28 protein-coding genes are annotated in these 23863 nt (G+C 70.5%); 20 read left to right on the top strand and 8 right to left on the bottom strand.

Translation table 11 applies throughout. The features are described from left to right. Positions 1-3 precede the first annotated feature (3 nt). Complete coding sequence (locus ACFPCV_RS35855; RefSeq protein WP_378061628.1) at positions 4-423, top strand: DUF3151 domain-containing protein; 420 nt, start codon at positions 4-6, stop codon at positions 421-423. A gap of 48 nt (positions 424-471) precedes the next feature. On the opposite strand, the gene ACFPCV_RS35850 is transcribed toward ACFPCV_RS35855, so the two are convergent. The 4 genes from ACFPCV_RS35850 to ACFPCV_RS35835 form a co-directional block, all read right to left on the bottom strand. Then, positions 472-1101 (bottom strand): HNH endonuclease family protein, encoded by a 630-nt coding sequence (locus ACFPCV_RS35850; protein ID WP_378061626.1) that lies wholly within the window; start codon positions 1099-1101, stop codon positions 472-474. A gap of 112 nt (positions 1102-1213) precedes the next feature. Continuing rightward, the gene (locus ACFPCV_RS35845; RefSeq protein WP_378061734.1) at positions 1214-1813 is read right to left on the bottom strand and encodes an HNH endonuclease family protein; all 600 of its coding nucleotides are present in this window, start codon (positions 1811-1813) and stop codon (positions 1214-1216) included. A gap of 147 nt (positions 1814-1960) precedes the next feature. Next, positions 1961-2125, bottom strand: coding sequence for a hypothetical protein (locus ACFPCV_RS35840; RefSeq protein WP_378061624.1), 165 nt, complete (start codon positions 2123-2125; stop codon positions 1961-1963). A 205-nt stretch (positions 2126-2330) separates the two neighbouring features. Continuing rightward, positions 2331-2984, bottom strand: coding sequence for a hypothetical protein (locus tag ACFPCV_RS35835; protein WP_378061622.1), 654 nt, complete (start codon positions 2982-2984; stop codon positions 2331-2333). Positions 2985-3075: 91 nt separating this feature from the next. On the opposite strand from ACFPCV_RS35835, the gene ACFPCV_RS35830 reads away from it, so the two are divergent. Next, positions 3076-4365: an adenylosuccinate synthase gene (locus ACFPCV_RS35830; RefSeq protein WP_378061620.1), complete on the top strand. Its 1290-nt coding sequence runs from the start codon at positions 3076-3078 to the stop codon at positions 4363-4365. Between the two features lie 196 nt (positions 4366-4561). Here ACFPCV_RS35830 and ACFPCV_RS35825 read toward each other — a convergent pair whose 3' ends face one another. Next, positions 4562-5647 carry a glycerophosphodiester phosphodiesterase gene (locus ACFPCV_RS35825; RefSeq protein WP_378061732.1) on the bottom strand — a complete coding sequence of 362 codons (1086 nt, stop codon included), beginning with the start codon at positions 5645-5647 and terminating at the stop codon, positions 4562-4564. Between the two features lie 151 nt (positions 5648-5798). Between ACFPCV_RS35825 and ACFPCV_RS35820 the strand changes: the two genes are divergently transcribed. From ACFPCV_RS35820 to ACFPCV_RS35785, 8 genes are all read left to right on the top strand, one after another. Beyond that, the gene (locus ACFPCV_RS35820) at positions 5799-6041 is read left to right on the top strand and encodes a hypothetical protein (protein WP_378061740.1); all 243 of its coding nucleotides are present in this window, start codon (positions 5799-5801) and stop codon (positions 6039-6041) included. A 217-nt stretch (positions 6042-6258) separates the two neighbouring features. Then, on the top strand, positions 6259-7515 hold the full coding sequence (gene purD, locus ACFPCV_RS35815; RefSeq protein ID WP_378061618.1) for a phosphoribosylamine--glycine ligase: 1257 nt from the start codon (positions 6259-6261) through the stop codon (positions 7513-7515). A gap of 123 nt (positions 7516-7638) precedes the next feature. Further along, entirely contained in the window at positions 7639-8037 is a 399-nt protein-coding gene (locus ACFPCV_RS35810) for a hypothetical protein (RefSeq protein ID WP_378061616.1), read from the top strand. Then, the gene (locus ACFPCV_RS35805) at positions 8030-8656 is read left to right on the top strand and encodes a DUF3558 domain-containing protein (protein WP_378061614.1); all 627 of its coding nucleotides are present in this window, start codon (positions 8030-8032) and stop codon (positions 8654-8656) included. The genes ACFPCV_RS35810 and ACFPCV_RS35805 overlap by 8 nt, the downstream gene beginning before the upstream one ends. A 9-nt stretch (positions 8657-8665) precedes the next feature. Then, positions 8666-9889 (top strand): hypothetical protein, encoded by a 1224-nt coding sequence (locus ACFPCV_RS35800; protein WP_378061612.1) that lies wholly within the window; start codon positions 8666-8668, stop codon positions 9887-9889. Then, positions 9890-10657 carry an ESX secretion-associated protein EspG gene (locus tag ACFPCV_RS35795; protein WP_378061610.1) on the top strand — a complete coding sequence of 256 codons (768 nt, stop codon included), beginning with the start codon at positions 9890-9892 and terminating at the stop codon, positions 10655-10657. A gap of 67 nt (positions 10658-10724) precedes the next feature. Then, on the top strand, positions 10725-11879 hold the full coding sequence (locus ACFPCV_RS35790) for a pyridoxal phosphate-dependent aminotransferase (RefSeq protein WP_378061609.1): 1155 nt from the start codon (positions 10725-10727) through the stop codon (positions 11877-11879). A 112-nt stretch (positions 11880-11991) separates the two neighbouring features. Beyond that, the gene (locus ACFPCV_RS35785) at positions 11992-12162 is read left to right on the top strand and encodes a hypothetical protein (protein WP_378061607.1); all 171 of its coding nucleotides are present in this window, start codon (positions 11992-11994) and stop codon (positions 12160-12162) included. On the opposite strand, the gene ACFPCV_RS35780 is transcribed toward ACFPCV_RS35785, so the two are convergent. Further along, positions 12159-13178 (bottom strand): threonine aldolase family protein, encoded by a 1020-nt coding sequence (locus tag ACFPCV_RS35780; RefSeq protein WP_378061605.1) that lies wholly within the window; start codon positions 13176-13178, stop codon positions 12159-12161. The two genes, ACFPCV_RS35785 and ACFPCV_RS35780, sit on opposite strands and share 4 nt — an antisense overlap. Positions 13179-13329: 151 nt before the next feature. Between ACFPCV_RS35780 and ACFPCV_RS35775 the strand changes: the two genes are divergently transcribed. The 8 genes from ACFPCV_RS35775 to ACFPCV_RS35740 all read left to right on the top strand — a co-directional run bounded on the left by ACFPCV_RS35775 (position 13330) and on the right by ACFPCV_RS35740 (position 19086). After that, positions 13330-13848: a SigE family RNA polymerase sigma factor gene (locus ACFPCV_RS35775; RefSeq protein ID WP_378061603.1), complete on the top strand. Its 519-nt coding sequence runs from the start codon at positions 13330-13332 to the stop codon at positions 13846-13848. Between the two features lie 20 nt (positions 13849-13868). Then, positions 13869-14615, top strand: a complete 747-nt coding sequence (locus ACFPCV_RS35770) for a hypothetical protein (protein WP_378061601.1) — start codon at positions 13869-13871, stop codon at positions 14613-14615. Positions 14616-14650: 35 nt separating this feature from the next. Beyond that, positions 14651-15238 (top strand): TetR/AcrR family transcriptional regulator, encoded by a 588-nt coding sequence (locus ACFPCV_RS35765; RefSeq protein ID WP_378061599.1) that lies wholly within the window; start codon positions 14651-14653, stop codon positions 15236-15238. A gap of 39 nt (positions 15239-15277) precedes the next feature. Then, positions 15278-15802: an RNA polymerase sigma factor gene (locus tag ACFPCV_RS35760; RefSeq protein WP_378061597.1), complete on the top strand. Its 525-nt coding sequence runs from the start codon at positions 15278-15280 to the stop codon at positions 15800-15802. Next, positions 15799-16581: a hypothetical protein gene (locus ACFPCV_RS35755; protein ID WP_378061596.1), complete on the top strand. Its 783-nt coding sequence runs from the start codon at positions 15799-15801 to the stop codon at positions 16579-16581. Before ACFPCV_RS35760 ends, ACFPCV_RS35755 begins: the two co-directional genes overlap by 4 nt. Next, positions 16582-16755, top strand: a complete 174-nt coding sequence (locus ACFPCV_RS35750; RefSeq protein WP_378061593.1) for a hypothetical protein — start codon at positions 16582-16584, stop codon at positions 16753-16755. It abuts the gene before it with no gap. 11 nt (positions 16756-16766) lie between these two features. Continuing rightward, positions 16767-18200 carry an adenylosuccinate lyase gene (gene purB / locus ACFPCV_RS35745; protein ID WP_378061591.1) on the top strand — a complete coding sequence of 478 codons (1434 nt, stop codon included), beginning with the start codon at positions 16767-16769 and terminating at the stop codon, positions 18198-18200. A 76-nt stretch (positions 18201-18276) separates the two neighbouring features. Next, positions 18277-19086: an MOSC domain-containing protein gene (locus tag ACFPCV_RS35740; RefSeq protein WP_378061589.1), complete on the top strand. Its 810-nt coding sequence runs from the start codon at positions 18277-18279 to the stop codon at positions 19084-19086. Between the two features lie 644 nt (positions 19087-19730). Here the strand turns inward: ACFPCV_RS35740 and ACFPCV_RS35735 are convergent. Further along, on the bottom strand, positions 19731-20540 hold the full coding sequence (locus ACFPCV_RS35735; RefSeq protein ID WP_378061587.1) for an SAM hydrolase/SAM-dependent halogenase family protein: 810 nt from the start codon (positions 20538-20540) through the stop codon (positions 19731-19733). Positions 20541-20658: 118 nt separating this feature from the next. On the opposite strand from ACFPCV_RS35735, the gene ACFPCV_RS35730 reads away from it, so the two are divergent. Further along, positions 20659-21369, top strand: coding sequence for a DUF2334 domain-containing protein (locus tag ACFPCV_RS35730; RefSeq protein ID WP_378061585.1), 711 nt, complete (start codon positions 20659-20661; stop codon positions 21367-21369). Positions 21370-21592: 223 nt separating this feature from the next. On the opposite strand, the gene ACFPCV_RS35725 is transcribed toward ACFPCV_RS35730, so the two are convergent. After that, positions 21593-22234: an MBL fold metallo-hydrolase gene (locus ACFPCV_RS35725; RefSeq protein ID WP_378061583.1), complete on the bottom strand. Its 642-nt coding sequence runs from the start codon at positions 22232-22234 to the stop codon at positions 21593-21595. 85 nt (positions 22235-22319) lie between these two features. Between ACFPCV_RS35725 and ACFPCV_RS35720 the strand changes: the two genes are divergently transcribed. Next, on the top strand, positions 22320-23807 hold the full coding sequence (locus ACFPCV_RS35720) for an aldehyde dehydrogenase family protein (protein WP_378061581.1): 1488 nt from the start codon (positions 22320-22322) through the stop codon (positions 23805-23807). The last annotated feature ends 56 nt before the right edge of the window (positions 23808-23863 follow it).

The raw sequence follows: 23863 nt of genomic DNA, 5'->3' as shown, positions 1-23863 counted from the left end.
CGGATGACACTGCAGGAGAACCTGTTCGGCGGCCCGCCCGCCACGCACCTCCCGGACCGGCCGGAGGCGCAGGCCGCCATGGAGTCGGGCACCGACCCGGCGAAGGTCGTCACCGAGTGGCCCGACTTCTCCGAGGGCTGGGCCGCGCTGGCCGAGCTGTCTCTGACGGAGAACAACGCCGTCGCGGCCTACGCCTACGCGCGGACCGGCTACCACCGCGGTCTGGACCAGCTCCGCCGCGCGGGCTGGAAGGGGCACGGCCCGATCCCGTGGTCCCACCGCCCCAACCGCGGTTTCCTCCGCGCGCTGGCGGCGCTCGCCCGCGCCGCGCAGGGCATCGGCGAAACCGAGGAATGGGACCGCTGCAAGCAGTTCCTGACCGACTCCGACCCGGAGGCACCCGCCCAGCTCGGGCTTGCCTGACGCACACCCGCAACGGGCCGCCCACGCCGTGGGCGGCCCGTTGCCGTGTCAGCAGGTCGCGAGCATGTCCGACAGCGCGCCCTGTTCCGCGGCGGTGACGGTCAGCTCGTAGGTGTACTTCACGCGGGTGTAGGCGCTCGCGTACTCGCACCAGTGCGACTCGAGCGGCGGCTTCCACTGGTCCGGCGTCTGGTCGCTCTTGGACTGGTTCACGTTGTCGGTGACGGCCCACAGCTGCGGCGAGCCGAGGTCGTTCGCGAACGCCTCGCGCTCGCCGGTGGTCCAGTCCGCGGCGCCGGAACGCCACGCGGCCGCGAGCGGCACCATGTGGTCGATGTCCACATCGGACGTCTCGGTCCACGTCCCGCCGTCGTACGGACTGGTCCAGCTGCCGGACGTGGCCGCGCAGTCGGTGCCCACCTCGACGCCGTCACCGTCGCGCCGAAGGACCGTTTCCCTTGTGTTGCAGTAACCTTCGACCGCGTGCCAGTGCGGGAACCGGTCGCGGTCGTAGCCGTCCATGGAACCTTCGGCGGCCACCGTCAGCGCCGCCAGCTCGCTCGCCGCCGTCCCCGGGTCCGGTATACCTGGTGGGGTCGCGCTCGCCGTCCCGCTGCCGAGACCGACCACGGTCCCGGCAGCGAGCACCAGCGAGGCGACGAGTGTTTTCCCCGACATCGCGCCTCCAGTGGTGAAGTTGTCGCATCGACTGTGCGACACCGCGATCACCACGGGCAACGGCCGGCGGGGAAACACCCGGGAAAGCGACTTCCGTACGGGGCCGAACGGGTCAGCAGTAGCCGAGCATCGAGGTCAACGCCGACTTCTCCGACGAGTTGACCGTCAGCGAGTAGCGGTACTTGACGTGGATCCACATCTTCGAATAGGTGCACCAGTACGCGGTCCTCGGCGGCTTCCAGGTCGCGGGGGACTGGTCGCCCTTGGACTGGTTCACGTTGTCGGTCACCGCGATCAGCTGCGGGTTCGACAGGTCGTTCGCGAACTGGGTGCGCCGGGACTGGGTCCAGCCGGACGCGCCGGTGCGCCACGCGTTCGACAGCGGGATCACGTGGTCGATGTCCACATCGGACGCCGCGCTCCACGTGGCGCCGTCGTAGGGGCTGTACCAGCGGCCGGACGTCGAGGCGCACGACGAGTCGGTCACCACGCTGGTGCCGTCCCGTTTGAGCACGGTCTCGCGGGTGTTGCAGGTGCCGCTCACCGCGTTCCAGTGCGGGAACTTGTCACGGGAGTAGCCGGAGCTGGAGCCGTCGGCCGCGACGCGGAGCGCTGCCAGCTCCGAGCGGGCCGTCGACTCGGACGGGATGCCGGGCGGGGTCGCCGCCGCGGGCTGTGGTGCCGTGGCCGGTAAGGCCACCGCCAGTGCCATGACGAGGACGAAGACAGCCAGAAGGCTGCGTGCAGGGTTCATGGAAATCACTGTCGCTCACCGAAGTTGCGCGATGGCAAAGCGTTATCGAACAGAAAGGGGCGGCGGCGGTATCCCCTCGCGGTCCCGCCGCCACCGCCTCTCGGCCTACACCGGGCAGGGCGGCCGATTGGCCGGAGCCGGATCCACCCAGTAGCCGAACCGCGGTTGCGCCGGACTGAGCAGTGCCGCCGAGCAGCCACGTGCCCGGATCGTCCGTGGCGCGCTGACCAGCGCGACCGCGCCGTCCTCGGCCACGTACCGGTAGCTCACCTTTCGTCATGTCCAGGCCCGGCACCGCCTGCGCGGGGTCGACGCGGTCCGGCCCGTCGTTCAGCAGTAGCCCTGCACCTCCGCCCGGTCACCCTGGCCGCGTTCGCGAGCACCAGCCGGCCCGGGTAGTCGCGCCCGGTGGCCCGGTCGGCGGGTGTCAGGGGGTCGCGTCGGCCCACGTCGCGCGGGCGGGCAAGAAGGCTGCTCAGCAGATCGCGCGCAGGTCCTCGGTGTGGCGGTACCAGGTCCACCGCGTCACCGCGCGCGGGTACTCGACGCCGTCGCGCACCGGCCGCGTCCCGTCGACACCGAACTGCACCGCGCGGCCGTCGAACGTCGCCGGGCGGCGCAGCCTGCCGCGCACCACCTTCACCGACACCCCGGCCGGGCCGGGCCTGACCTCGATCCGGGACGCGTCGCCACGCAGCGCGACCACGTCGTCGCAGTACACCGTCCCCGTGGCCGGGGCGACCACCCCGAGACCGAGCAGGACACCGCCGTTGTCATCCCGCACCAACGGCAAGGCGCGATCACTGCCCGTGAGCGCGAGGTCCACGCTGTCGACCGGCAAATCCCACAGCTGGGCGACATGCGACAGCTTCCGGTCCACCGGAACGAAGCCGACCGTCACGTCCTCCAGCCGTTCGGTACGCATGAGACGGAGGACGACCGCGGCCAGGTCGGCGTCGGTGCCGTGCACGACGACGCGGTCGACCTCGTCGGCCTTGAGCAGCGGGTCGACGTCGTTCTTGCTGGGTGTGGCGGGGATCTCGTGGGCCCCCGACCCCGAGGCCGAGGCCAGTTTTCGCCAGTCACCGCTGGTGACGGCCGTCCCGCAACCCAGTATCAGCGCACCCATCCCGGGCCTCCTGGTCTACGCTCAATCACCGGCATTTCGCCCATCCGAAATGCGCCCACTTTCGTGTTCCGTTGACATCGGGGAGTTTCACATGCCGGCCATCGTGCTCATCGGCGCCCAGTGGGGCGACGAAGGTAAGGGCAAGGCAACGGACCTGTTGGGTGAGAAGGTCCAGTGGGTCGTGCGCTACCAGGGCGGCAACAACGCCGGCCACACGGTCGTGCTCCCCGATGGACAGGACTTCGCTCTGCACTTGATCCCTTCGGGCATCCTGACCCCCGGCGTCACCAACGTTATCGGCAACGGCGTGGTGGTCGACCCGGGTGTCCTGCTGGCTGAACTGGCCGGCCTCGAGGAGCGGGACGTGGACACGTCCCGGCTGCTGATCTCGGCCGATGCGCACTTGATCATGCCTTACCACGTCGCCATCGACAAAGTCACCGAGCGATACCTCGGCAAGGCCAAGATCGGCACCACTGGCCGCGGCATCGGCCCCGCGTACCAGGACAAGGTCTCCCGCGTCGGTGTCCGCGTCCAGGACCTGCTGGACGAGAAGATCCTCCGGCAGAAGGTCGAAGCCGCCCTGGACGTCAAGAACCAGATCCTGATCAAGGTCTACAACCGCAAGGGCCTCGACCCGGAGCAGGTGGTCGACTCGGTGCTGGAGTACGGCGAGAAGTTCGCCCACCGCATCGCCGACACCCGCCTGCTGCTGAACCAGGCGCTCGAACGCGGGGAGACGGTGCTGCTGGAGGGTTCGCAGGGCACCCTGCTGGACGTCGACCACGGCACGTACCCGTTCGTCACGTCGTCGAACCCGACCGCCGGCGGCGCGTCGGCGGGCTCCGGCATCGGCCCGACCCGCATCACGACGGTGATCGGCATCCTGAAGGCGTACACCACCCGCGTCGGCTCCGGCCCGTTCCCGACCGAACTGCACGACGAGATGGGCGAGCGCCTGCGCAAGACCGGCGGCGAGGTCGGCGTGACCACGGGCCGCGCCCGCCGCACCGGCTGGTTCGACGCGGTGATCGCCAGGTACGCGGCACGCGTCAACGGCATCACCGACTACTTCCTGACCAAGCTCGACGTGCTGTCCGGTCTGGACCGCGTGCCGATCTGCGTCGCGTACAAGGTGAACGGCGAGACCGTGTCCGACATGCCGATGACCCAGACGGACGTGCACCACGCCGTGCCGGTGTACGAGGAGATGCCCGGCTGGTGGGAGGACATCTCCGAGTGCCGCACCTATGCGGACCTCCCCGCGAACGCGAAGGCCTACGTGGAACGCCTGGAAGAACTGTCCGGCGCGCGCTTCTCGGCGATCGGCGTCGGCCCCGGCCGCGAACAGACCATCGTCCGCCACTCGATGACCGGCTGACGACCCGCGAAAGGGGGCGCGCCCGGGCCCAGGAAGGCCCCAGAACGCGCCCCCGCAAACCGCGAAGCCCGCAAATCGCCCCAGGGCAACCCCCACCCGAACCCGGGGGCGTCCCGCCTTGCCAGTCTACCAGTACCCACCGGCAAAACAAGGGGCGCGGGCCGAGCTGTGGACAACTCGACCGGCTGTGGACAACTCAGGCCGCGAGTTGCTCCTGTGCCACCGCGACGTCGGGATTGTCCGTGAACAGCCCGTCGATCCCCGCGGCGCGGAACGCCGCGATCTCCGCGAACAGGTCCCCGTACTGCGACGGCACCGCCGACGACCGGAAGTCCGCTGGCAGGAACGCGTTCTCCGCCCGGAACGTGTACGGGTGCACCTTCAGCCCGGCCCGGTGCGCGTCGGTCACCAGCGTCGTCGGCGTCGTCAGGAAGCCGGCCGCGTCCCTCGGGATGATCTGGCTCTTCTCCGGCCCGAGCCCCTTCGCGTACTTCGCCACGTCCCGCAGGCCCGCGGGCGAGACGATGTCGGCGTAGGTTCGCGGGTCACCGGCGGCCACGAAGTCGAACGGCGCACCGCTCGCCGACGTCAACTGCACCAGCGGCACCCGCAGCACACGGCGCAGCTCGATCAGGTTCGTCACCTCGAACGACTGCACGTACACCTTCGCCGACGGCCGGTTCAGCCCGTTGCGGGTCAGCGTCCGCACCAACGGCGGCTCCAGCGCCAGCCCCTGCTTCTCGAAGTACGTGGGGTGCTTGGTCTCCGGGTAGATCCCGATCTCCCTGCGCAGTTCCCGCGACAGCCGCTTCGCGAGGTCGATGACCTCCTGCAGCGTCGGCACCTCGTAGCGGCCGTCGTAGATCGTGTTCTGCTGCCGGAGGTCGGGGATGCGTTCCTTGGCACGCAGCGTCTTCAGCTCGGCCAGGGTGAAGTCCTCCGCGAACCAGCCGGTCACGTTCACGCCGTCCAGCGACTTCGTGGTCTTGCGGTCGGCGAACTCCGGGTGGTCCGCGACGTCCGTGGTCCCGCCGATCTCCGGCTCGTGCCTCGCGACCAGCACCCCGTCCTTCGTGGTCACGAGGTCGGGCTCGATGAAGTCGGCGCCCATCCGCGCCGCGAGCTCGTACGACGCGAGCGTGTGCTCCGGCCGGTAGCCGGACGCGCCGCGGTGCCCGACGATCGTGAAGTCGTCGTGGGCGGTGGTCGTGTCCGGTGTGCGGTCGGCGGTCGCGGGTGCCGCCCCCACCAGGGCCAGCGCGGTCGCCGCCGTGACGGCCATCCGCAGTAACTTCGAACTCACGGTCTCCTCCTCGCCTCGAGTGGCTCGCGCATCGTCGTCGACCTGAGGAAACTCCGCCCGAGGAGAAGGTGACGAAGCGATGACGCCTTCGATCTTCTGTGTGAGGACTGTCACCGGTAGGTTGCCGGTTGTGACCAGGTCTACGGAAGACGTGGACGCCGACCGGCCCGGGCTGCCGCTCGCGATCGGCGACTTCGGCGGCGGGTTCGACGCGTTCCTCGACCGGCAGGGCATTCTGTCCACTTCGGACATCGTGGCAGGCGCGCTGCTGCTGGTGCTGATCCTGGAGGCCACGCGGCGGACCACGGGGTTCGTGCTTCCCGTGGTGTGCCTGCTGTTCCTCGGGTACTCGTACTACGGCGGCTTGCCCTGAAAGGCGCGTTCAGGGCGCTGGGCGTCCTGAATGGCCCATTGACGGCACTTGTTGTGCCGTGGCTTTCGCGGGGCGGTGTCTCTCCCGAAAGGTGCTTTCGGGTGTTGGGTGTCCCGGGTGGTGCTCCCGCTGTCCGGAGCGTCGTGTGTGCGGGGAACGCAGCACGTCATGGCCCTGATGGTGGCCCGCCGGGGCGTGGCATCTAGGCTCTTTCACCGTGCGTGTCCTGGTGATCGGGTCCGGTGCGCGCGAGCACGCGTTGGTGCTCGCCCTCTCCCACGACCCCGCGGTAACGGCGCTCGCGTGCGCCCCCGGCAATGCGGGCACAGCGGCTGTCGCCGAGTCCTACGGTGCCGACGTCACCGAGCCTGCCTCCGTGGTCGCGGCCGCCAAGGAGTGGCGCGCCGACCTCGTCGTCATCGGCCCCGAGGTGCCGCTCGTCGCGGGTGCGGCGGACGCCGTCCGCGCGGCGGGCATCGCGTGCTTCGGCCCGTCGGCCGCCGCGGCCCGCATCGAGGGCTCGAAGGCGTTCGCGAAGGACGTCATGGCCGCGGCGGGGGTCCCGACCGCCCACAGCGAGATCGTCGACAACCCGGCCAAGCTCGACGCCGCCCTGGCCCGCTTCGGCCCGACCTGGGTCGTGAAGGACGACGGTCTCGCCGCGGGCAAGGGCGTGGCGGTCACCAGCGACCTCGCCGCCGCCCGCACCCACGCGATGACCCTCCTCGACGGCGGCCACCCGGTCCTGCTGGAGTCCTACCTCGACGGCCCGGAGGCGTCGCTCTTCTGCCTCGTCGACGGCACCACGGTCGTCCCGCTGCTGCCCGCACAGGACTTCAAACGCGTCGGCGACGACGACGCGGGCCCCAACACCGGCGGCATGGGCGCCTACGCACCGCTGCCCTGGACCACGCCCGACCTGGTCGACGATGTCCTCACCAAGATCATCCAGCCGGTGGTCGACGAGCTGGCGGAACGCGGCGCCCCGTTCTCCGGCCTCCTCTACGCGGGCCTGGCGCTCACCAGCGAGGGCCCGCAGGTCATCGAGTTCAACTGCCGCTTCGGCGACCCGGAGACCCAGGTCGTGCTGGCCCTGCTCCGCACCCCGCTGGCAGGCCTGCTGAACGCCGTCGCGACCGGCACCCTGGCCGCCCAGCCCGCACTCGAATGGCACGATGGCTACGCGGTCACGGTCGTCGTCGCCGCCGAGGGCTACCCGGGCCGGGTCCGCTCCGGCGACGTCATAGCCGGCGCGGAAGCCCACGGCGTACTCCACGCGGGCACCCGCCGCCGCGACGACGGCGCGATCGTGTCCGCGGGCGGCCGCGTCCTGTCGGTGATGGGCACCGGCCCAACCCTCCACGAAGCCCGCGACGAGGCATACCGCCTGGTCGCCGATGTACACCTGACGGGCTCCCACCACCGCACGGACATCGCCGCCCGCGCCGCGAAGGGCGAGATCACCGCCCGGTGACGGTTCAGCCGATCAGCGGAACCGGACCCGTCACTTCTTCGTCAAAGTTCAGGTGGGTGCTGCGCGCCATTGGTAGCCTGCAGAACGAGACCGGATCGTCACGATCAGTGGGGAGCGAACGGGATGTATCTCGCCGGAGACATAGGCCGAGGCATCAACGACGCCTTCAAGCAGGTCGACAAAGCCACGACCGGCGTCAGCTCGGGCACCTTCACCGTGAACCAGGACAACGTGCTGGCCGCCGCCCGGATCATCGAGGCGCAAGCCGACTCCCTCAAGGACCGCTTCAAGGGAATCCGGCGGGACCTGCGGGTGAACCCGCCGGGTGACGACGAGGTGAGCATCCGCATGGCAGCGGCCTGGAACGACCTCTTGATCAACGACGACAACTCGTACCGCAACCGGATCGCCGACTACATCGTCGGTCTCCGGAAGCTCGCCGTCCAGCTGGGTGACACGGCACGCGCGTACGGGTTCAGCGAGGAGGAGATCGAGGCGGCGTTCAGGAAGACCGGTGCGTAAACGTCTCATGGTCGCGGTCGCGGCCGTGGTGGCGTTCGCCGCCGGATGCACGACAAGCGCGTCCGGCCAGTCGACTCCTGTTCCGGGGGAGACCCCGTCCAGCGATCCGGGCACGTCCACGAGCGAACCGTCCGGCTCGGCGACCCCGACGGTCGAAGTGCCTCCGCGCCCCAGGGACATCTCCTTGGAGGGACTGGATCCCTGCACTCTCTACACGGCCGCGCAGCGTGCGCAGCTCGGCGTCGACGACGTGGACAGTGGCGAGACGGAGAGCGAGGTCTTCAAGGGCATGAAGGAGTGCACCCTCGCGGTCGAGAACCAGGAACCGTTCTACGACTACTCGGCGTTGGCGGTCACGACCGAGGGCGTCGAGGCGTGGCTGACCGGGAACCGGAACGTCGATGCCGAACTCATCTCCGTCCAGGGATTTCCAGCAGCGCAGTTCAAGTTCCGCGGTGTCGAGGACGAAGGCTGTGACATCGCGGTCGGCGTGGCGGAGGGGCAGTCTCTCTGGATCGACGTCGTGCCGTTGGAGCGCGTGTTCGAGCAGGACGAGTTGTGCCAGATGGTCAAGGAGGCCACGGAGATGGCCATGACGACGCTGCAGACGTTGAAGTGAGGAAGTGTTATGGCCGGGGACCACGGACTCAGTGATCTGCGCTTCGCGGGCTATTCCCACGGGCAGCTGGCGGACCAGATCGACGCACTGCGCGGCGGCGAAGGGTCGGGCTCGCTCCAGAACGCGATGGAGGCACTCGTCACGATCGCGTTCGGGCTCGCGGAAGCCGATGCCACGCTGCGCGAACAGCTCAAGGCGATCGGGGTGAACTGGCAGGGCGCGGCCGCCGAGGGCGGCACGTCCGCGACCGAGAACGCGAGCATCTACGCCGAGACCGCGATCGACCCGGTGGCGGAGTCGGCGCGGGGGGTCGGCAGCCAGGGCGATACCTTCCACACGACCCGCAACGGAGCGCCCGACTCCAGCGCACTTCGTGGCCCGACCGAGGAGTCGACCGTCGACAAGGTCGCGGGGTTCTTCGGGCACACCACCGATCACGCGCAGCAGGTCAGGGAGACGAACGCGGCCAAGGACGCCGCGATCGACTCGATGACCGGCTATCAGAAGAACAGCTCCGATGCGCTCGGCCAGGCGCAGGCGCTGCCCGTTCCGCCGGGCATGAACCTCGTCGCGCAGCCCGTCGACACCAGTACACACGTCTCCTCCGTCAGCACCTACGTGCCGCCGGGCGGGTACACCCCCGGCGTCGGCACAGGTCCCGGCACCGGCGGTCCCCCCACGTCCTTCTCGCCCGGCACCAATGGCGGTCCCTTCGGTCCGCAGGTTCCCCCCGGTGGCCCCAACGGCCCGCTCGGCACGCCGCCCGTCACCGGTACCGGGCCGACGCCTGGCAACCCGCTCCTGCCCAACGCCGCGAACCCGCTCGCGCCGGCGCTTCGTGCCGTGAACCCCCTGCTCATGGCCGAGGCCGCCACGGTGATGGGCACTGGTGGCGCGGGTGGCGCCGGTGCGGGCGCGAACGGCGATCGGCTCGCTCGCAACTCCGGGGCTCGTGGCGGTGGTGCCGGTGCCGGTGCCGTCAAGAACGGGGTGCCGCTCGGTGCCGCGCCCGACGAGGATGCCCGCGCGGCGCGCAACGCCGAGAAGTTCGGGGCTCGTACCGGCCGGCCGGGTAGCTCCATCATGCAGCCCGCCGCGGCCGGAGCCGGGCGGAACGCGGAGGGCGAGGAGGACCAGGAGCACGTCCGGCGCTACGGGGTCGAGTCGAGCGATGTGTTCGACGACGAACGGGTCGTGGCGCCGGAGTCGATCGGCGACGATGACGACCGGTAGATGATCAGCGGCACCATCGTCCTCTCCAAGCTGGAGTTCGACGTGTTGTGGGAGCACGAGAAGCTCCCGCCCAAGCACGAGGCGCTCACCGTGCCCAGCCCCGGCCGCACGCACACCGAGCGCCGCCGGCTCGTCGCGCAGGCGTTCGCGGACCTCCAGGAGCGGGGGCTCGCCGAGCGGGAGCGGGCCACGCCCGAGCTGCTTGACCGGCTGAACCTGCTCGCGTACCCACAGCTCGCCATCGACAGCTGGGTGTGGACGGACCACCGCATCTCCTCGCTCGCCGTGGTTTCCGGGGCATCGGCGGCGCTGGCGGCCGTGGACGGGGACGAGGTGTGGTTGATCCCCGCGCGGGAGACGGCCATCGCCGAGGCCGCGGTGTCCGTCGCGGGGGACGTGGTCGCCGGGCCGGGGTTGTCGGTCAGCGTGCCGGCCGACGTGCTCGCCGCCGCCGACGGTGCGGCGCGCGGGGACGCGCGGGAGCTCGCCGCCGCCCTGAACCGGTCGGGCGTGTCCGGTCCGGACGCCAAGACGATGGCGGACATGGTGCGCGACATGAACGTGCGCGGCCAGTTCGGTGTCAGCCGGATGCAGCGGGACCAGCGCATGGCCCGTGCCGACCGGGTCGTCGCCTTCCACGACACCCCTCGCGGGCGTTATGTCCACCTCGCGAAGCCCAACGCGGACGGTCGCGTGTGGAGCACCGTCACGCCCGCCGACAGCCGGCGGCTCGTGGCCTGTGTGCAGGAGCTGATGACCGAGGTCTGATCGCGGCGAGCATCGAGCCGGTGCCGGTGGGTTGATCGCGGGTGGGGACCGGCGGCAGGCTGGGGGCATGTCAACCCGCCTGCTGCAGGTCGCCAAGCGCGCGAACATCCCACCCTTCCACGTGATGGACGTGCTGTCCGCGGCCAACGCCCGGCAGCGCGCGCAGGGGGACGTGGTGTCGCTGGCCGCGGGGCAGCCGTCGGCCGCGGCACCACGCGCCGTTCTCGACCGGGCGGCGCAGGCGCTGCGCGGCCCACTCGGCTACACCGAACAACTGGGCGTTCCCGAGCTGCGGGACGCGATCGCCCGCCACTACGACCAGCGGTACGCGCTCGACGTCTCCCGCGAGGACGTCGTCGCCACCACCGGCTCGTCCGGCGGTTTCCTCCTCGCGTTCCTCGCCGCGTTCGACGCGGGTGACCGGGTCGCGCTGGCCCGGCCCGGCTACCCGGCCTACCGCAACATCCTGACCGCGCTGGGCTGCGAGGTGGTCGAGCTGCCCTGCGGTGCGGACACGCGGTTCCAGCCGACGGTCGGGATGCTCGAGCAGGCCGGTCCGCTCGACGGGCTGGTCATCGCCTCGCCGGCCAACCCGACCGGCACGGTGCTGCCCGCCGGTGAGCTGGCCGCCATCGCGGGCTGGTGCGCCGACCGCGGTGTCCAGCTGGTCAGCGACGAGATCTACCACGGCATCGCGTACGGCGAGGAGGCCACGGCGTCCGCGTGGCAGTTCTCCCGCGAGGCGATCGTGGTCAACTCGTTCTCCAAGTACTTCGCGATGACCGGCTGGCGGCTCGGCTGGCTGCTGGTCCCGCGGCGCCTGATGCGCGCGGTCGACTGCCTGACCGGCAACTTCACCATCTGCCCGCCCGCGATCGCGCAGCACGCCGCGACCGACGCGTTCCAGTACGACGAGCTGGACGGCCACGTCGCCGCCTACCGCCGTAACCGGGACCGTCTGGTCACCGGGCTGGCGGAGCTGGGCATCGACAGGGTGGCGCCGGTGGACGGCGCGTTCTACGCCTACGCCGACGTGTCCCACCTGACCACCGACACCATGTCGTGGTGCCAGCGCCTGCTCGCCGAGACGGGCGTCGCGATCGTGCCGGGCGCCGACTTCGACCCCGAGCTGGGCCACCGCTTCGTACGGCTCTCGTTCGCGGGCCCCGCGCGGGACGTGGCGACCGGTCTCGAGCGGCTGGGCGCCTGGCTCGCACCCTGAGGCGCGAACCAGTGGTTTCCCCGATGTACCTGCGGAAAAGGAGTGGTTGACTGAAGGAACCGCCGGGGAGCGCCAGTCGTTCACCCGGTGAGTCCCCGGAGAGGAACCTCACATGCTGTTGAAGATCATCGGCGCGATCATCGTCATCTGGGTGGCGTTCACCGTGCTCGGCTTCGTGTTCAAGGCGCTGGGCGTCCTGCTCGTCGCCGCGGCGGTCGTCACCGTCGGCGCCATCGGGTACACCGCGCTGAAGGGTGGTTCCAACCGGAAGCAGATCCGCTAGGAGTGCAACTTCGCGACCCTGGACAGCACCTCGTTGATGTCCTTGGGCCTGATGTCCCGGTGCAGGGTGAACCGCACGCTCCTGCCGATGGGCAGCCCGAGCACGCCGACCCGCCTGAGCCCGGTCAGGGTCGCGTCGATGTCGGGCGTCGACGCGAGCACGATGTTCGTCTCCGGCTCGTCGACCTCCCACCCGAGGTTCTTGAGCCCGGCCGCGAGTTTCGTGGCGTTGGTGTGGTCCTTCGCGACGTCCTGGATGCGGTCCAGGGCGACCAGCCCGGCCGCGGCCACGATGCCGCCCTGCCGGACACCGCCGCCCAGCATCTTCCGCACGCGGCGGGCCTCGTCGACGAACGACGGCGTGCCGCCGACCAGCCCGCCCATGGGGGCGCCGAGACCCTTGCTCAGGCAGACCTGCACGGTGTCGACGCCGACCGTCAGCGCGGCGGGTGGCACCGACAGCGCCACCGAGGCGTTCCACAGCCGCGCCCCGTCCAGGTGCACGCGCAGGCCGACGTCGCGCGCGTTGGCGACCAGTTTCGCGTGCTCGTCCGGCGGTGTGACCGTGCCGCCCGCCGCGTTGTGCGTGTTCTCCAGGCATAACAACGTGGTGCGCAGCGTGTAGTACGGGCCGCTCCGCGCGGCCTGCCGCACCGACTCGACCGGCATGCGACCCGGCCAGTCGCCCCAGTCGACCGCCTCCGGCATGCCGCCGGCGAGCCACGCGGGTGCGCCGAGCTCGTCGTCCAGCACGTGTGCGCCCCGTGGCGCGATGAACCGGTCGCCTCGCCTGAGGTGGATCATCAGCGCGACGAGGTTGCCCATGGTCGCGCTCGGCACCCACAGGGCGGCGTCGACCCCGAGCAGCTCCGCGGCGCGGTCCTCGAGAGCCCGCATCGTGGGGTCTCTGTCCAGCACGTCGTCGCCGACGTCGGCGCGCGACATCGCGAGCCGCATCGGCTCGTCCGGTTGGGTGACTGTGTCCGAACGAAGGTCGATCTCCCGCACTTTGGTCACGATCTGATCACACCACACCGGCACGCGGACACCCTCAGGGGTCTCCCGGACGTCTTCCAGGGGTGGCGTACGTCACGGCGGAACGGTCGTGCAACCTTATGAGTCTCACGTTCCGTCCCCCGTACGCAGACGACGAGCAGAGAGAGTCCGCGTGGATCAGCGCGACGAGCAGGACTTCGCGGAGTACTTCGCGGCTCGGCGAGACGCCGTGCGGAGGTCCGCGTACCTGTTGTGCGGTGACTGGCACCGTGCGGACGATCTCGCACAGACGGCGTTCGTCGCGCTGCACCGGCGGTGGCGCAAGATCCGGGACCGAGGGGCCCTGGACGCCTATGTTCGCAGGACGCTGGTGCGCGCGGTGATCGACGAGTCCCGTCGCCCCTGGCGGCGGGAGCGGTTCGTCGAGGAGCTGCCAGAGACGCCGAGGACGGACGGCGAGATCGGCGACTCCGTGGCGACGCGGTCGGCGTTGCTCGACGGTCTGCGGGCGGTCCCGCCCCGGCAACGGGCGGTGCTCGTCCTGAGGTTCCTCGAGGGACTGGACGTCGCGGCCACGGCCACGGCACTCAAGTGCTCAGAGGGCACCGTGAAGAGTCAGACAGCCAGGGGGCTGAACGCGCTGCGTGAGGCCCTGGGAGACACGATCGATGACTTGCGGTCGGCGTCATGAGTGCGGGAGGAGGTGGCGGAATGGACGAGAACAAGCTTGCTGACCTGCTGAAAGGCGCGGTTTCGGAGACGCCGCCGGCCACTTTCACCATCACCGACGTCGCCCGGGAGTCCGACCGTCAGCGGGCCCGTCACCGGAATGGCGTACTCGCAGGTTCCGCCTTTGGTGTGGCCGTCCTCGCGGGCGCCACGGCGCTCGGCGTGGCATTGTGGACAGGGCCGGTCTCGACCACCGGCGCGATGAGTGCGGAAAGTAACGCGTCAGGCGGTAACGGAAACGCTGCTCCATACGAGTTACCAGAAGAGGACAACGAAGTGGCCGCGCCGACAGAGCGTGGCCGCGCCGAGGACTCCCCGTCGGAGACGCCCAAGCAGGGGGGCTATCCGGACGGGAGTGGCGGGCCTGCGGGGCCCGCCGGCACCCCTAGTGGGTGCGAACAGGTGGACCGGGAGCTCGCTGCTGCCCTCGCGGGCGAGCTCCCGGCCGCCGCCAGAATCAAGGTCGACGACGCGGTACCGGTCTCTTTGAGCTGCCCCACGGGCGCCACCGGTGCCGCCTACGACCTGCCGGGTGGCCGCATCAGCGTCGTGATCCTGCCGGATGATGTGATGATCGCCACACAGCGGCCGGATGGTGTGCGGGCGGACGCGCCGACTGACGACGGCCGCCAGGTGTTCGTGGTCAGTGAGCCGGTCAGCCCGAACGGCACTGCCCCATTCGGGTCGGACATCCAGCGGATCGCGACCGACCTGGGACAGCTGTACTGAACGTCGGTCCGGACCGGTCGTACGATGCCCCGCAAATGACAGCCGCCAGTACTCCCAAGGGTGAGCGGCGTCGCCAGGCACTGGTCGAGGCCGCGGCGGCGCTGCTGGTCGAGGGCGGCTTCGAGACCCTGCGGCACCGGGCGGTCGCCGAACGGGCCGACCTCCCGCTGGCGTCCACGACCTACTACTTCGACTCGCTGGACGAGCTGATCGCGGCCGCTGTCGAACACCACGGCCGCACGGAGCTGGAACGTGGCCGCGCGCTGCTCGCGGCACTGCCCGCCGAGCACCGCGACCTCGACTCCGTCGTCGACCTCGTGCTCGACCAGCTCCTCGGCCCACCGGCCGGTGTCCGGGACGCCGAGCTGGTGCTGCTGCGCTACGAGCGCCTGGTCGCGACCGGTCGCCGCCCGTACCTGCGCCCGCTCATGCGGACCCTGGGCACCGAGCTGCGCCGCCTCCTGCTGGAGGTGCTCGCCCGTTCCGGCAGCCCGGTCGGCGATCGCCGCCTCGAGCAGCTGATCGCGCTGGTCGACGGTGCCGTGGTCAACGCGCTGATCGAGATCGACCCCGACCCGCGCGCGGTCGCGCGCCGGATGCTCCTGGAGTCCCTGCAACCCTGAGGGCCCCCGCGTCGTGGGTAAGGGGCGAGAGGGGGTCCGATGCGACAGGCCGACGAGGAGAGCTTCCGCCGTTTCGCCGTCGAACACGCGGCGAGGCTGCGCAGGTCGGCGTACCTGCTGTGCGGCGAATGGCATTTCGCGGAAGACCTCATGCAGCAGACTTTGATCAAGATCTACCGGTCCTGGGCACGGGTGCAGAAGGAGGACAGCCTGGTCAACTATGGCCGGACCGTCCTGCTCCGCACCTGGCTCGACGAGAAACGCAGACCATGGCGCCGCTCCGAGCAGACCGAGGCGGCCGTGCCGGACCACCGGGACGACGCCCGCGGTCCCGACGACAGCCCGGAGCGGCTGTGGGCGCGGGACCTCGTCCACCAGGGCCTGTTGCGACTGCCGCCCCGGCAGCGCGCGGTGCTGGTCCTCCGCTACTTCGACGACCTCTCCGTCGCCGAGACCGCGGCGGTCATGGGCTGTTCGCAGGGGACGGTCAAGTCGCAGACGGCTCGCGGCATCGAAGCAATGCGGGCCTCGGTGTCGCGGCTGGTGAGGAGGGTTGCCTCATGAGTGAAGAGGACGTCAGGGGCGGGTTGCTGGACGCCGTGGCCGACGAGCCGCCGTTGCGCTTCGATCCCGACGAGCTGGTCGCGACCGCGCGCAGGCAGGTTCGGCGCCGCTCGCTCGTGGCGGTCGGGCTCGCCACGGTCGCCGTCGCGGTGGCCGCGGTCGCGGTGCCGGTCGCGCTCGGCCGTGACACGACGACGACCCAGGTGGCGCAGCAGCCGACGAGGTCGGCGCCGTCGCCCTCGACCGCGCCGTCGGTGGCGCAATGGCCGCCGCCGGGTGTGGAGCCCGCCTACTACACCGTCGACGACCTGCGGCAGCGCGGTCACGAGATGTCCAAGCACTTACGCGGGGCGCTGCCCGCGACACTGTCGTCCGCGTCGAAGTTCGCCTACGGCGAGTTCGGCGGTGAGGCCGAAGGCGCCTTCTACCCGGAGCAGACCAGCATCAACGCCGCCTTCAGCTTCACCATCGACGGCGCGCGGTACTCGCTCGTGATCACCAGCTGGGTGCCGGGCACGTCCCGGTCACCGGCGGAGACCTGCGTGGCGAACTGCCATCGGCTCGACGACCGGGCGGGGGGCGCGCTCTACGAGCAGACGGAGGACATCGGCGAGGGCGTGATCGAAACCGTCTTCCACTACCGCGACACCGGCGCGATGGTCTCGGTCACCGCCTACAACTACGACATGACGAGCAGCTCGCCGACCTACCACCAGGGCATCCCGCTCGCCATGGAGCAACTGCTGTCGCTCGCGACCGATCCCGAGCTGGAGCTGTAGGTGCTGGAACAGCACCTCGCCGAACGGTTCCGCGCGGTCGTGGCCGACGAGCCGCCGTTCAGGGTGGACCCGGACGAGCTGGTGGACCGGTTGCTGCGAGCAGGCAGCACCGTCCTCCGCTTCCGCCCGCGTGGGTGCGGACGTCGCGTTCTGCGTGCTGATGGCGGTCCGTAAGCTGGGGAAACGTGACGTCCAAGCCGCGCATCCCCAACGTTCTCGCCGGCCGCTACGCCTCCGTGGCACTGGCCGAGCTGTGGTCCCCCGAGCACAAGATCGTGCTGGAGCGCAGCCTGTGGCTCGCCGTGCTCAAGGCCCAGGCCGACTTCGGCATCGACGTCCCGGACGGGGTGATCGCCGACTACGAGCGAGTGCTGGACCAGGTCGACCTGGAGTCGATCGCGGCCCGTGAGCGGGTGACGCTGCACGACGTCAAGGCCCGGATCGAGGAGTTCAACGCGCTCGCGGGCCACGAGCACGTGCACAAGGGCATGACGTCCCGCGACCTGACGGAGAACGTCGAGCAGCTGCAGATCCGCCGGTCGCTGGAGCACGTCCGGGACCGCGTGGTGGCCGTGCTCGCCCGGCTGGCGACGCTCGCGACCGAGCACAGCGAACTGGTGATGGCAGGCCGTTCGCACAACGTGGCCGCGCAGGCCACGACACTCGGCAAGCGGTTCGCGTCCGCGGCGGACGAGTTGCTGGTGGCGTTCGAACGGCTCGACAGCCTGGCCGAGCGGTACCCGCTGCGCGGTGTCCAGGGCCCGGTGGGCACCGCGCAGGACATGCTGGACCTGTTCGGCGGCGACGAGTCGAAGCTGGACGCGCTGCAGCGCAAGATCGCCGACTACCTGGGTTTCTCCCGGGTGTTCGACAGCGTCGGCCAGGTGTACCCGAGGTCGCTGGACTACGACGTGGTGTCCGCGCTGGTGCAGGTCGCCGCGGCGCCGTCGAGCCTCGCGAAGACGATCCGGCTGATGGTTGGCCACGAGCTGGCGACCGAGGGTTTCCGCCCCGGCCAGGTGGGTTCGTCGGCCATGCCGCACAAGATGAACACCCGGTCGAGCGAGCGCGTGAACGGGTTCGCGGTGATCCTCCGCGGCTACGCGTCGATGGTCGGCGAGCTGGCTGGCGACCAGTGGAACGAGGGCGACGTGTCCTGTTCTGTGGTGCGCAGGGTGGCGCTGCCGGACGCGTTCTTCGCGCTGGACGGTCTGATCGAGACGTTCCTGACGGTGCTGGACTCGTTCGGCGCGTACCCGGCGGTGATCGCCCGCGAACTGGACCGCTACCTGCCGTTCCTGGCGACCACGAAGGTGCTGATGGCGTCGGTGCAGGCCGGGGTCGGCCGCGAGACCGCACACGAGGCGATCAAGGAGCACGCGGTGGCCGTGGCGCTCGCGATGCGTGAACAGGGCATCGAACGCAACGACCTGCTGGACCGCCTGGCGGCCGACGACCGCATCCCCCTGGACCGGCGGGCGCTGGACGCGCTGCTGGCGGACCGCCTCCCGTTCACCGGCGTGGCGGGCGCACAGGTGGCTGCGGTGGTCAAGCGGGTCTCGGACGTGGTGTCCCGCTTCGGCGACGCCGCCAGGTACGTTCCCGGCGCGATCCTGTGATCACTGTGGATCTCCACAGTGATCTGTCCGGAAAACCGCACTGACGTCCGCCTTTCCCAGGGCTAGTCTCGCTTCCGTGGCAACCGTCTCGAACCTCCTGCTCTACCCGGTCAAAGGCTGTGCGGGCGCCCCGCTGACGCGGGCGCGGGTCCTGCCGACCGGAGTGGCGCACGACCGCACGTTCATGTTCGTCCGCGCACAGGACGGCGTGTTCCGCAGCCAGCGCAGCACCCCGAAACTGTCCGTGATCCACCCGGATCTGGCGGCGGACGGCGGAAAGCTGACCCTTTCCGCGCCGGACACGCAGTCACTGGCCCTGGACGTGGCGACAGACGGCAGGCGCTTACCGGTGAGCGTGCACGGCGTCTGGGACGGCGAGGGCATCGACCAGGGCGACGAGGCGGCGGAGTGGGCAAGCACCGTCACCGGAGAGCCGTTACGCCTGGTACGCGTGTCGCCGGACCACGCCAGGTCGGTCGACGAGTGGCACGGCACCATCACGTTCACCGACTCGACGCCACTGCACCTGACGTCGCTGTCGTCGCTGGACGACCTGAACGCGCGCATCCTGGAGAAGGGCGCCGATCCCGTCCCGATGGCCCGCTTCCGCCCGAACATCGTGGCGACCGGCTGGGAGACGCCGTACACAGAGGACGGGATCCGCGACTTCAGCATCGGCACCACCCGCCTGCACTGGGTGAAACCAGACGTCCGCTGCCAGGTGACCATGGTCGACCAGCCGACCGGCGAACGCGCGGGCCCGGAACCGCTGCGCACCCTGGCCGACTACCGCCGCGAACCGGAAGGCGGCGTGAGCTTCGGCATCAAGGTCGCGGTGACCAGCCCCGGTGAGATCGAGGTGGGCGACGAGATCAGGCTCGGCTAGATGATTGATTCCGTGAAGGTCGGTGTTCGGTCGTCGTGTGCTGGTCGCGTCGTTTCGGCCCGGGTGTGCTGGCTGCGGCTTTTGTTGTGGGTTTGTCCTCGCCGGACGGGCAGGTCTCGGGGGTGGCGGAGGGGCGGGTCGGCTGCGGCTGGGTTCGGGTCTGCCTGCCATCCCGTCGACCTCCCCGGGGCTATCACACCGCGCCAAGGGGGCCTTTTCCGCATGTTGTGATTCGGGTGTTTGGCCCCCCTTGACACGGTGTGATCGGGCTTCGCCAGGTCGACGGGATGGCAGGGAGCCCCTTTCGGGTGGGCTTGCGCCACCGTCGGTGTTGCGTGGGCCTGGCCCCGCTTCGCGGGGGCCGGGCGCGGAGCGCCCTGGTTTTGGTGCTGTGAAAGGCGCGTTGACGGCATCGGCGGTGCCGTGAAAGGCGCGTTGACGGCGCTCAGAGCCGTGAATGGCCCATTGACGGCACCGGTTGTGCCGTGAACGCGCCTTTCACGGCATCGGCCCCGCCCCGTCTCGGGTGCCCGCAGGGGTGTGGGTGTTGTGCCTGATGACCGGTTCGTGCGCCAAGCCACTTCACTTGATCTTCACGGAATCAAGCGTCCAGACGGGTTGCCGGGGGCGTGCTGGGTTTCGCGCTACCGCGCGAACAGCAGCAGGACCGGGTCGCCGGGGTGGCCGCCGAAGTCGTTCGACGCGGAGCCGCCGTTCACCGCCAGCGCGACCCGGCCGCCCGAGTCGACGTACACGATCAGGCCCTCGGTGATGGCGTCCGCGAACGTGCGGCCCACGGTGGCCTTCACCGAGCGGCCGTTGAGGTGGGCGTGCGCCGTCGTGCCGGGGGTGGCGCCGCTCGCGTCCAGGTCGGCGCCGGTCGCCGCCAGCTGGATGTTGCCGAAGGTGTCCACGTACCGGATCTCGGTGGTCAGTTTTCCTGGTTCCACCGTCGTTTCCGGTTCCGGTAGGCGTACCAGCTCGGCCGGGTCCACCGCCGGGCCGAAGTTCTCCGGGGCCACCCCCGCGGCCAGGTGCGCGGCGGCGGGGGCGAACACGTCCCGGCCGTGGAAGGTCGCCGACACGGTGGACAGCTGGTACGCCGGGTTGACGAGTTCGTACGCGGCGCGCACTCCGCCGAGCAGCTCCGCTGCCGACACCAGCAGGCCGTTGTCCGGGCCGACGAGCACGCCCTCCGCCGCGACCACGACCACGCCGCGCCGGTCGGTGCCCACGCCTGGGTCGACCACCGCGAAGTGCACCGCAGGCGGCAGGTACGGCACCGCCTGGGCGAGGATCGCGGCACCGCGCCGGACATCCTGCGGTGGCACGGTGTGGCTGATGTGAATGACCCGGGGCCGGGGCGCGATCCGCGCGACGACACCCTCGCAGACCCCGACGAATCCGTCATCGATTCCGTAGTCGGTCGTGAACGAGATCCAGTCATAGCTCATCGCCAAACAATGGCACGCATTCGTGCCTGGCATGAATTCCGGGTGAAACCGTGTCCAGTTCGGTGACATGTCATCTCGGTGTCAGGCCTGCGTCATCCACGCATGGCCTCATGGGGGCGTGACCGCTCAACTGATGGTTTCGCTGTCCGGGATCAGCGCGTGGACCCTGGACCGCGGTGCTGGCCTGAGCGACGAGCTCGCGGCCCGCGGCGTGCCGCTCTCGTTGCTGTTCGCGCCGCGGATCGCCGGTGCTGACCAGCCGGAGGCGGTGCTGGCCTGGGTGCGCGGGCAACAGGCCGCGGGCAACGCGCTGCTCCAGCACGGCTACGACCACCCGGCCGACACCAGGACCCGCACGATCCGCCGTCGTGCCGAGTTCGCGTCGCTGCCCGCTCACGAGGCCAAGCTGCGCCTGACCGCGGCGGGCGCCACCATGGAACGTCTCGGCCTGGCCACCGACGCCTTCGTGCCGCCGCGCTGGGTGGCGTCACCGGGGACGCTGCTCGCGTTGCGCCACAAGGGTTTCTCGTTGTGCGCGGACCTGATGGGGGCCCGCGACCTGCGTACCGGCCAGGTCCACCGGGGGCGGGTGCAGGGCTTCGGCTTCGGTGAGCGGGTCGAACCCTGGTGGTGTTTCGCCCTGGTGATGGGTGCCTCCCGCGCGGCACGCAGGGGGCAGCTGATCCGCCTGGCGGTCGACACCGCCGACCTGTCCCGGTCGGGCCCTCGGCAGGCGCTGCTCGACGCGATCGACATCGCCCTGCACCACGACGCGACCCCGCTGACCTACCCGGCCCTGCTGAAGCGCCAGCCGGCCAGGGCCGCGTGACGCGGCGTGGCCTCCGGCCCCCTCGAACCACGCTACGGCACGGCACCCACGGTTCCGGCGCATGACAGCTGCGGCCTGTGGACAACTCGCCGTCCTGTGGACAACTCGGTGTTCTGCGTCGAGGAGCGTCGGTGTTCGCCCGTACGCTGGTCAGCGGGGGCGGGCGGCCACCCCTGGCGAACACGCGTTCGATCCACAGGGTTGTCCACAGCTGTGGACAACCTCAGATCTCGGCCGGTTCGGTCCGCTTCAGGGGACGGAGGTCGGCGTCCGGTGCCAGGCGGCTGATCCAGTTCTGCTGCCCGCGGAAACCCAGCTCCGACAGCAGTGCCTCGTGGATCGGCACCGCCACCCTCGGGCCCACCGCGCGCAGGAAGTCGATCATCTCGCCGGTCTTCAGCCACGGGGCTGACATCGGCAGCCCCAGCACGTCGATCCGCTGCTCGGGCACGAACAGCGCGTCGCCAGGGTGGTAGAAGGCGCCGTCGTCGACGACGTACCCCGCGTTGGCCGGCATCGGCAGGTCCTCGTGGATGGTCGCGTGCCTGCCACCGACCACCGCGACCGACGTGCCGTCGAACGTGAGGGTGTCGCCGGGACGGGCCACCGACGTCGGCGGCAGACCCAGCTTCTCCAGCTCCGCCGCCGAGTCCTCGTCGCACACCAGCGCGGCGCCCGGGTTGGCCCTGACCAGCGCGGGGAGGCGTTCGCCGTCGAGGTGGTCGGGGTGCTGGTGGGTGATCAGGATGGCGTCCAGCTCCGCGACCGTCTCGAAGCCCGCCGAGTAGGCGCCCGGATCGAAGAGCAGTCGTGCCTTGCCGGTCGAGAGCAGCACGCATGAGTGTCCGAAGTGAGCCATCTGCACGCGACCCAGGCTAACCAACTGACCGTCGCGGCGAACGCTACCGACGGGTAGCCTGGGCGGCGGAACGCGATCAGGGAGGCTTGTCATGACCGCCGTGCAAGCGAAGCAGGACACCTTCGACTCGCTGAGTCCCGCGACGGACGAGGTCGTCGGCACCTACCCGGTGCACACCGCGGACGACGTCGCCGCCGCGGTCGCCAGGGGCCGCGACGCGGCGGACTGGTGGGCGGGCCTCGGGTTCGACGGCCGCGCCGACCGCCTCCAGCGCTGGAAGGGCGTCATCACCCGCCGCGCCGCGCAGCTCGCCGAGGTCGTGCACGCCGAGACCGGCAAGCCGCACGCCGACGCCATGCTCGAGATCGTCCTCGCGATCGACCACACCGCGTGGGCCGCGAAGAACGCGTCCAAGGTGCTGCGCCGCAAGCGCCGTCCCGCCGGCCTGCTGATGTCCAACCACGCCGCGTCGGTCGAGTTCCAGCCGCTCGGGGTCGTCGGTGTGATCGGGCCGTGGAACTACCCGGTGTTCACGCCCATGGGTTCCATCGCCTACGCGCTCGCCGCGGGCAACGCGGTCGTGTTCAAGCCGAGCGAGTACACGCCGGGCGTCGGCAAGTGGCTGGCCGACACGTTCGCCGAGATCGTGCCGGAGCGCCCGGTGTTCCAGTTGATCACCGGCTACGGCGAGACGGGCGCGGCGCTGTGCCGGTCCGGCGTGGACAAGCTCGCGTTCACCGGCTCGCCTGGCACCGGCAAGAAGATCATGGCCGCGTGCGCGGAGACGTTGACGCCGGTGCTGATCGAGGCGGGCGGCAAGGACGCGCTGCTGGTCGACGCGGACGCGGACCTCGACGCGGCGGCCGACGCCGCGGTGTGGGGCGGCATGTCGAACGCGGGCCAGACGTGTGTCGGCGTCGAGCGGGTCTATGTGCACGAACGCGTGTACGACGACTTCGTGGCGAAGGTCGTGAAGATCGCCGAGGAGGTACGGGCCGGCGACGACCCGGAGGCGAAGATCGGCCCGATCACGATGCCGGGCCAGCTGAAGATCATCCGGCGGCACATCCACGACGCGCTCGCGCGCGGTGGCCGGGCGCTGGTCGGCGGCAAGGACGCGGTCGGCGAGCGGTTCGTGCAGCCGACGGTGCTGGTCGACGTGCCGGAGGACTCGGAGGCGGTGCGCGAGGAGACGTTCGGGCCGACGCTGACGATCGCGAAGGTCGCCGACATGGACGAGGCGATCGCGAAGGCCAACGACACGAAGTACGGCCTGGCGTCGACGGTGTACTCGAAGCGGCGCGGCATGGAGCTGGCCGCGCGGCTGCGGGCCGGCATGACGTCGGTGAACAGCGTGATCAGCTTCGCGGGCATCCCGTCACTGCCGTTCGGCGGCGTCGGCGAGTCCGGGTTCGGGCGCATCCACGGGCCGGAGGGGCTGAAGGAGTTCACCCGGTCGAAGGCGATCGCGCGGCAGCGGTTCAAGGTGCCGCTCGTGCTGACGACGTTCAGCCGCACGGCGAAGACCGACGCCACGGTAGCGAAACTGATCACACTGCTACACGGCAAACGACGCTGAGAACGCCCGCGGCCCCCCGATCACCAGCGTAAACCGGTAGACCGACACTCCCCGGC

Source organism: Actinophytocola glycyrrhizae, assembly GCF_042653545.1.
GTDB classification, from domain to species: domain Bacteria; phylum Actinomycetota; class Actinomycetes; order Mycobacteriales; family Pseudonocardiaceae; genus Actinophytocola; species Actinophytocola glycyrrhizae.
Note: the sequence above shows the minus strand (reverse complement) of the source record. Positions and strands in the feature narration are given on the sequence as shown.

Excerpts from the sequence above, each read along its gene's own strand:
- ACFPCV_RS35810 (WP_378061616.1), top strand. The coding sequence starts at position 7,639 with ATGTATCTCGCCGGAGACATAGGCCGAGGCATCAACGACGCCTTCAAG.
- ACFPCV_RS35830 (WP_378061620.1), top strand. The coding sequence starts at position 3,076 with ATGCCGGCCATCGTGCTCATCGGCGCCCAGTGGGGCGACGAAGGTAAG.
- ACFPCV_RS35825 (WP_378061732.1), bottom strand. The coding sequence starts at position 5,647 with ATGGCCGTCACGGCGGCGACCGCGCTGGCCCTGGTGGGGGCGGCACCC.
- ACFPCV_RS35720 (WP_378061581.1), top strand. The coding sequence starts at position 22,320 with ATGACCGCCGTGCAAGCGAAGCAGGACACCTTCGACTCGCTGAGTCCC.
- ACFPCV_RS35735 (WP_378061587.1), bottom strand. The coding sequence starts at position 20,540 with ATGAGCTATGACTGGATCTCGTTCACGACCGACTACGGAATCGATGAC.
- ACFPCV_RS35795 (WP_378061610.1), top strand. The coding sequence starts at position 9,890 with ATGATCAGCGGCACCATCGTCCTCTCCAAGCTGGAGTTCGACGTGTTG.
- ACFPCV_RS35790 (WP_378061609.1), top strand. The coding sequence starts at position 10,725 with ATGTCAACCCGCCTGCTGCAGGTCGCCAAGCGCGCGAACATCCCACCC.
- ACFPCV_RS35760 (WP_378061597.1), top strand. The coding sequence starts at position 15,278 with ATGCGACAGGCCGACGAGGAGAGCTTCCGCCGTTTCGCCGTCGAACAC.
- ACFPCV_RS35770 (WP_378061601.1), top strand. The coding sequence starts at position 13,869 with ATGGACGAGAACAAGCTTGCTGACCTGCTGAAAGGCGCGGTTTCGGAG.
- ACFPCV_RS35845 (WP_378061734.1), bottom strand. The coding sequence starts at position 1,813 with ATGGCACTGGCGGTGGCCTTACCGGCCACGGCACCACAGCCCGCGGCG.
- ACFPCV_RS35835 (WP_378061622.1), bottom strand. The coding sequence starts at position 2,984 with ATGGGTGCGCTGATACTGGGTTGCGGGACGGCCGTCACCAGCGGTGAC.
- ACFPCV_RS35855 (WP_378061628.1), top strand. The coding sequence starts at position 4 with ATGACACTGCAGGAGAACCTGTTCGGCGGCCCGCCCGCCACGCACCTC.
- ACFPCV_RS35755 (WP_378061596.1), top strand. The coding sequence starts at position 15,799 with ATGAGTGAAGAGGACGTCAGGGGCGGGTTGCTGGACGCCGTGGCCGAC.
- ACFPCV_RS35850 (WP_378061626.1), bottom strand. The coding sequence starts at position 1,101 with ATGTCGGGGAAAACACTCGTCGCCTCGCTGGTGCTCGCTGCCGGGACC.
- ACFPCV_RS35765 (WP_378061599.1), top strand. The coding sequence starts at position 14,651 with ATGACAGCCGCCAGTACTCCCAAGGGTGAGCGGCGTCGCCAGGCACTG.
- ACFPCV_RS35800 (WP_378061612.1), top strand. The coding sequence starts at position 8,666 with ATGGCCGGGGACCACGGACTCAGTGATCTGCGCTTCGCGGGCTATTCC.
- ACFPCV_RS35785 (WP_378061607.1), top strand. The coding sequence starts at position 11,992 with ATGCTGTTGAAGATCATCGGCGCGATCATCGTCATCTGGGTGGCGTTC.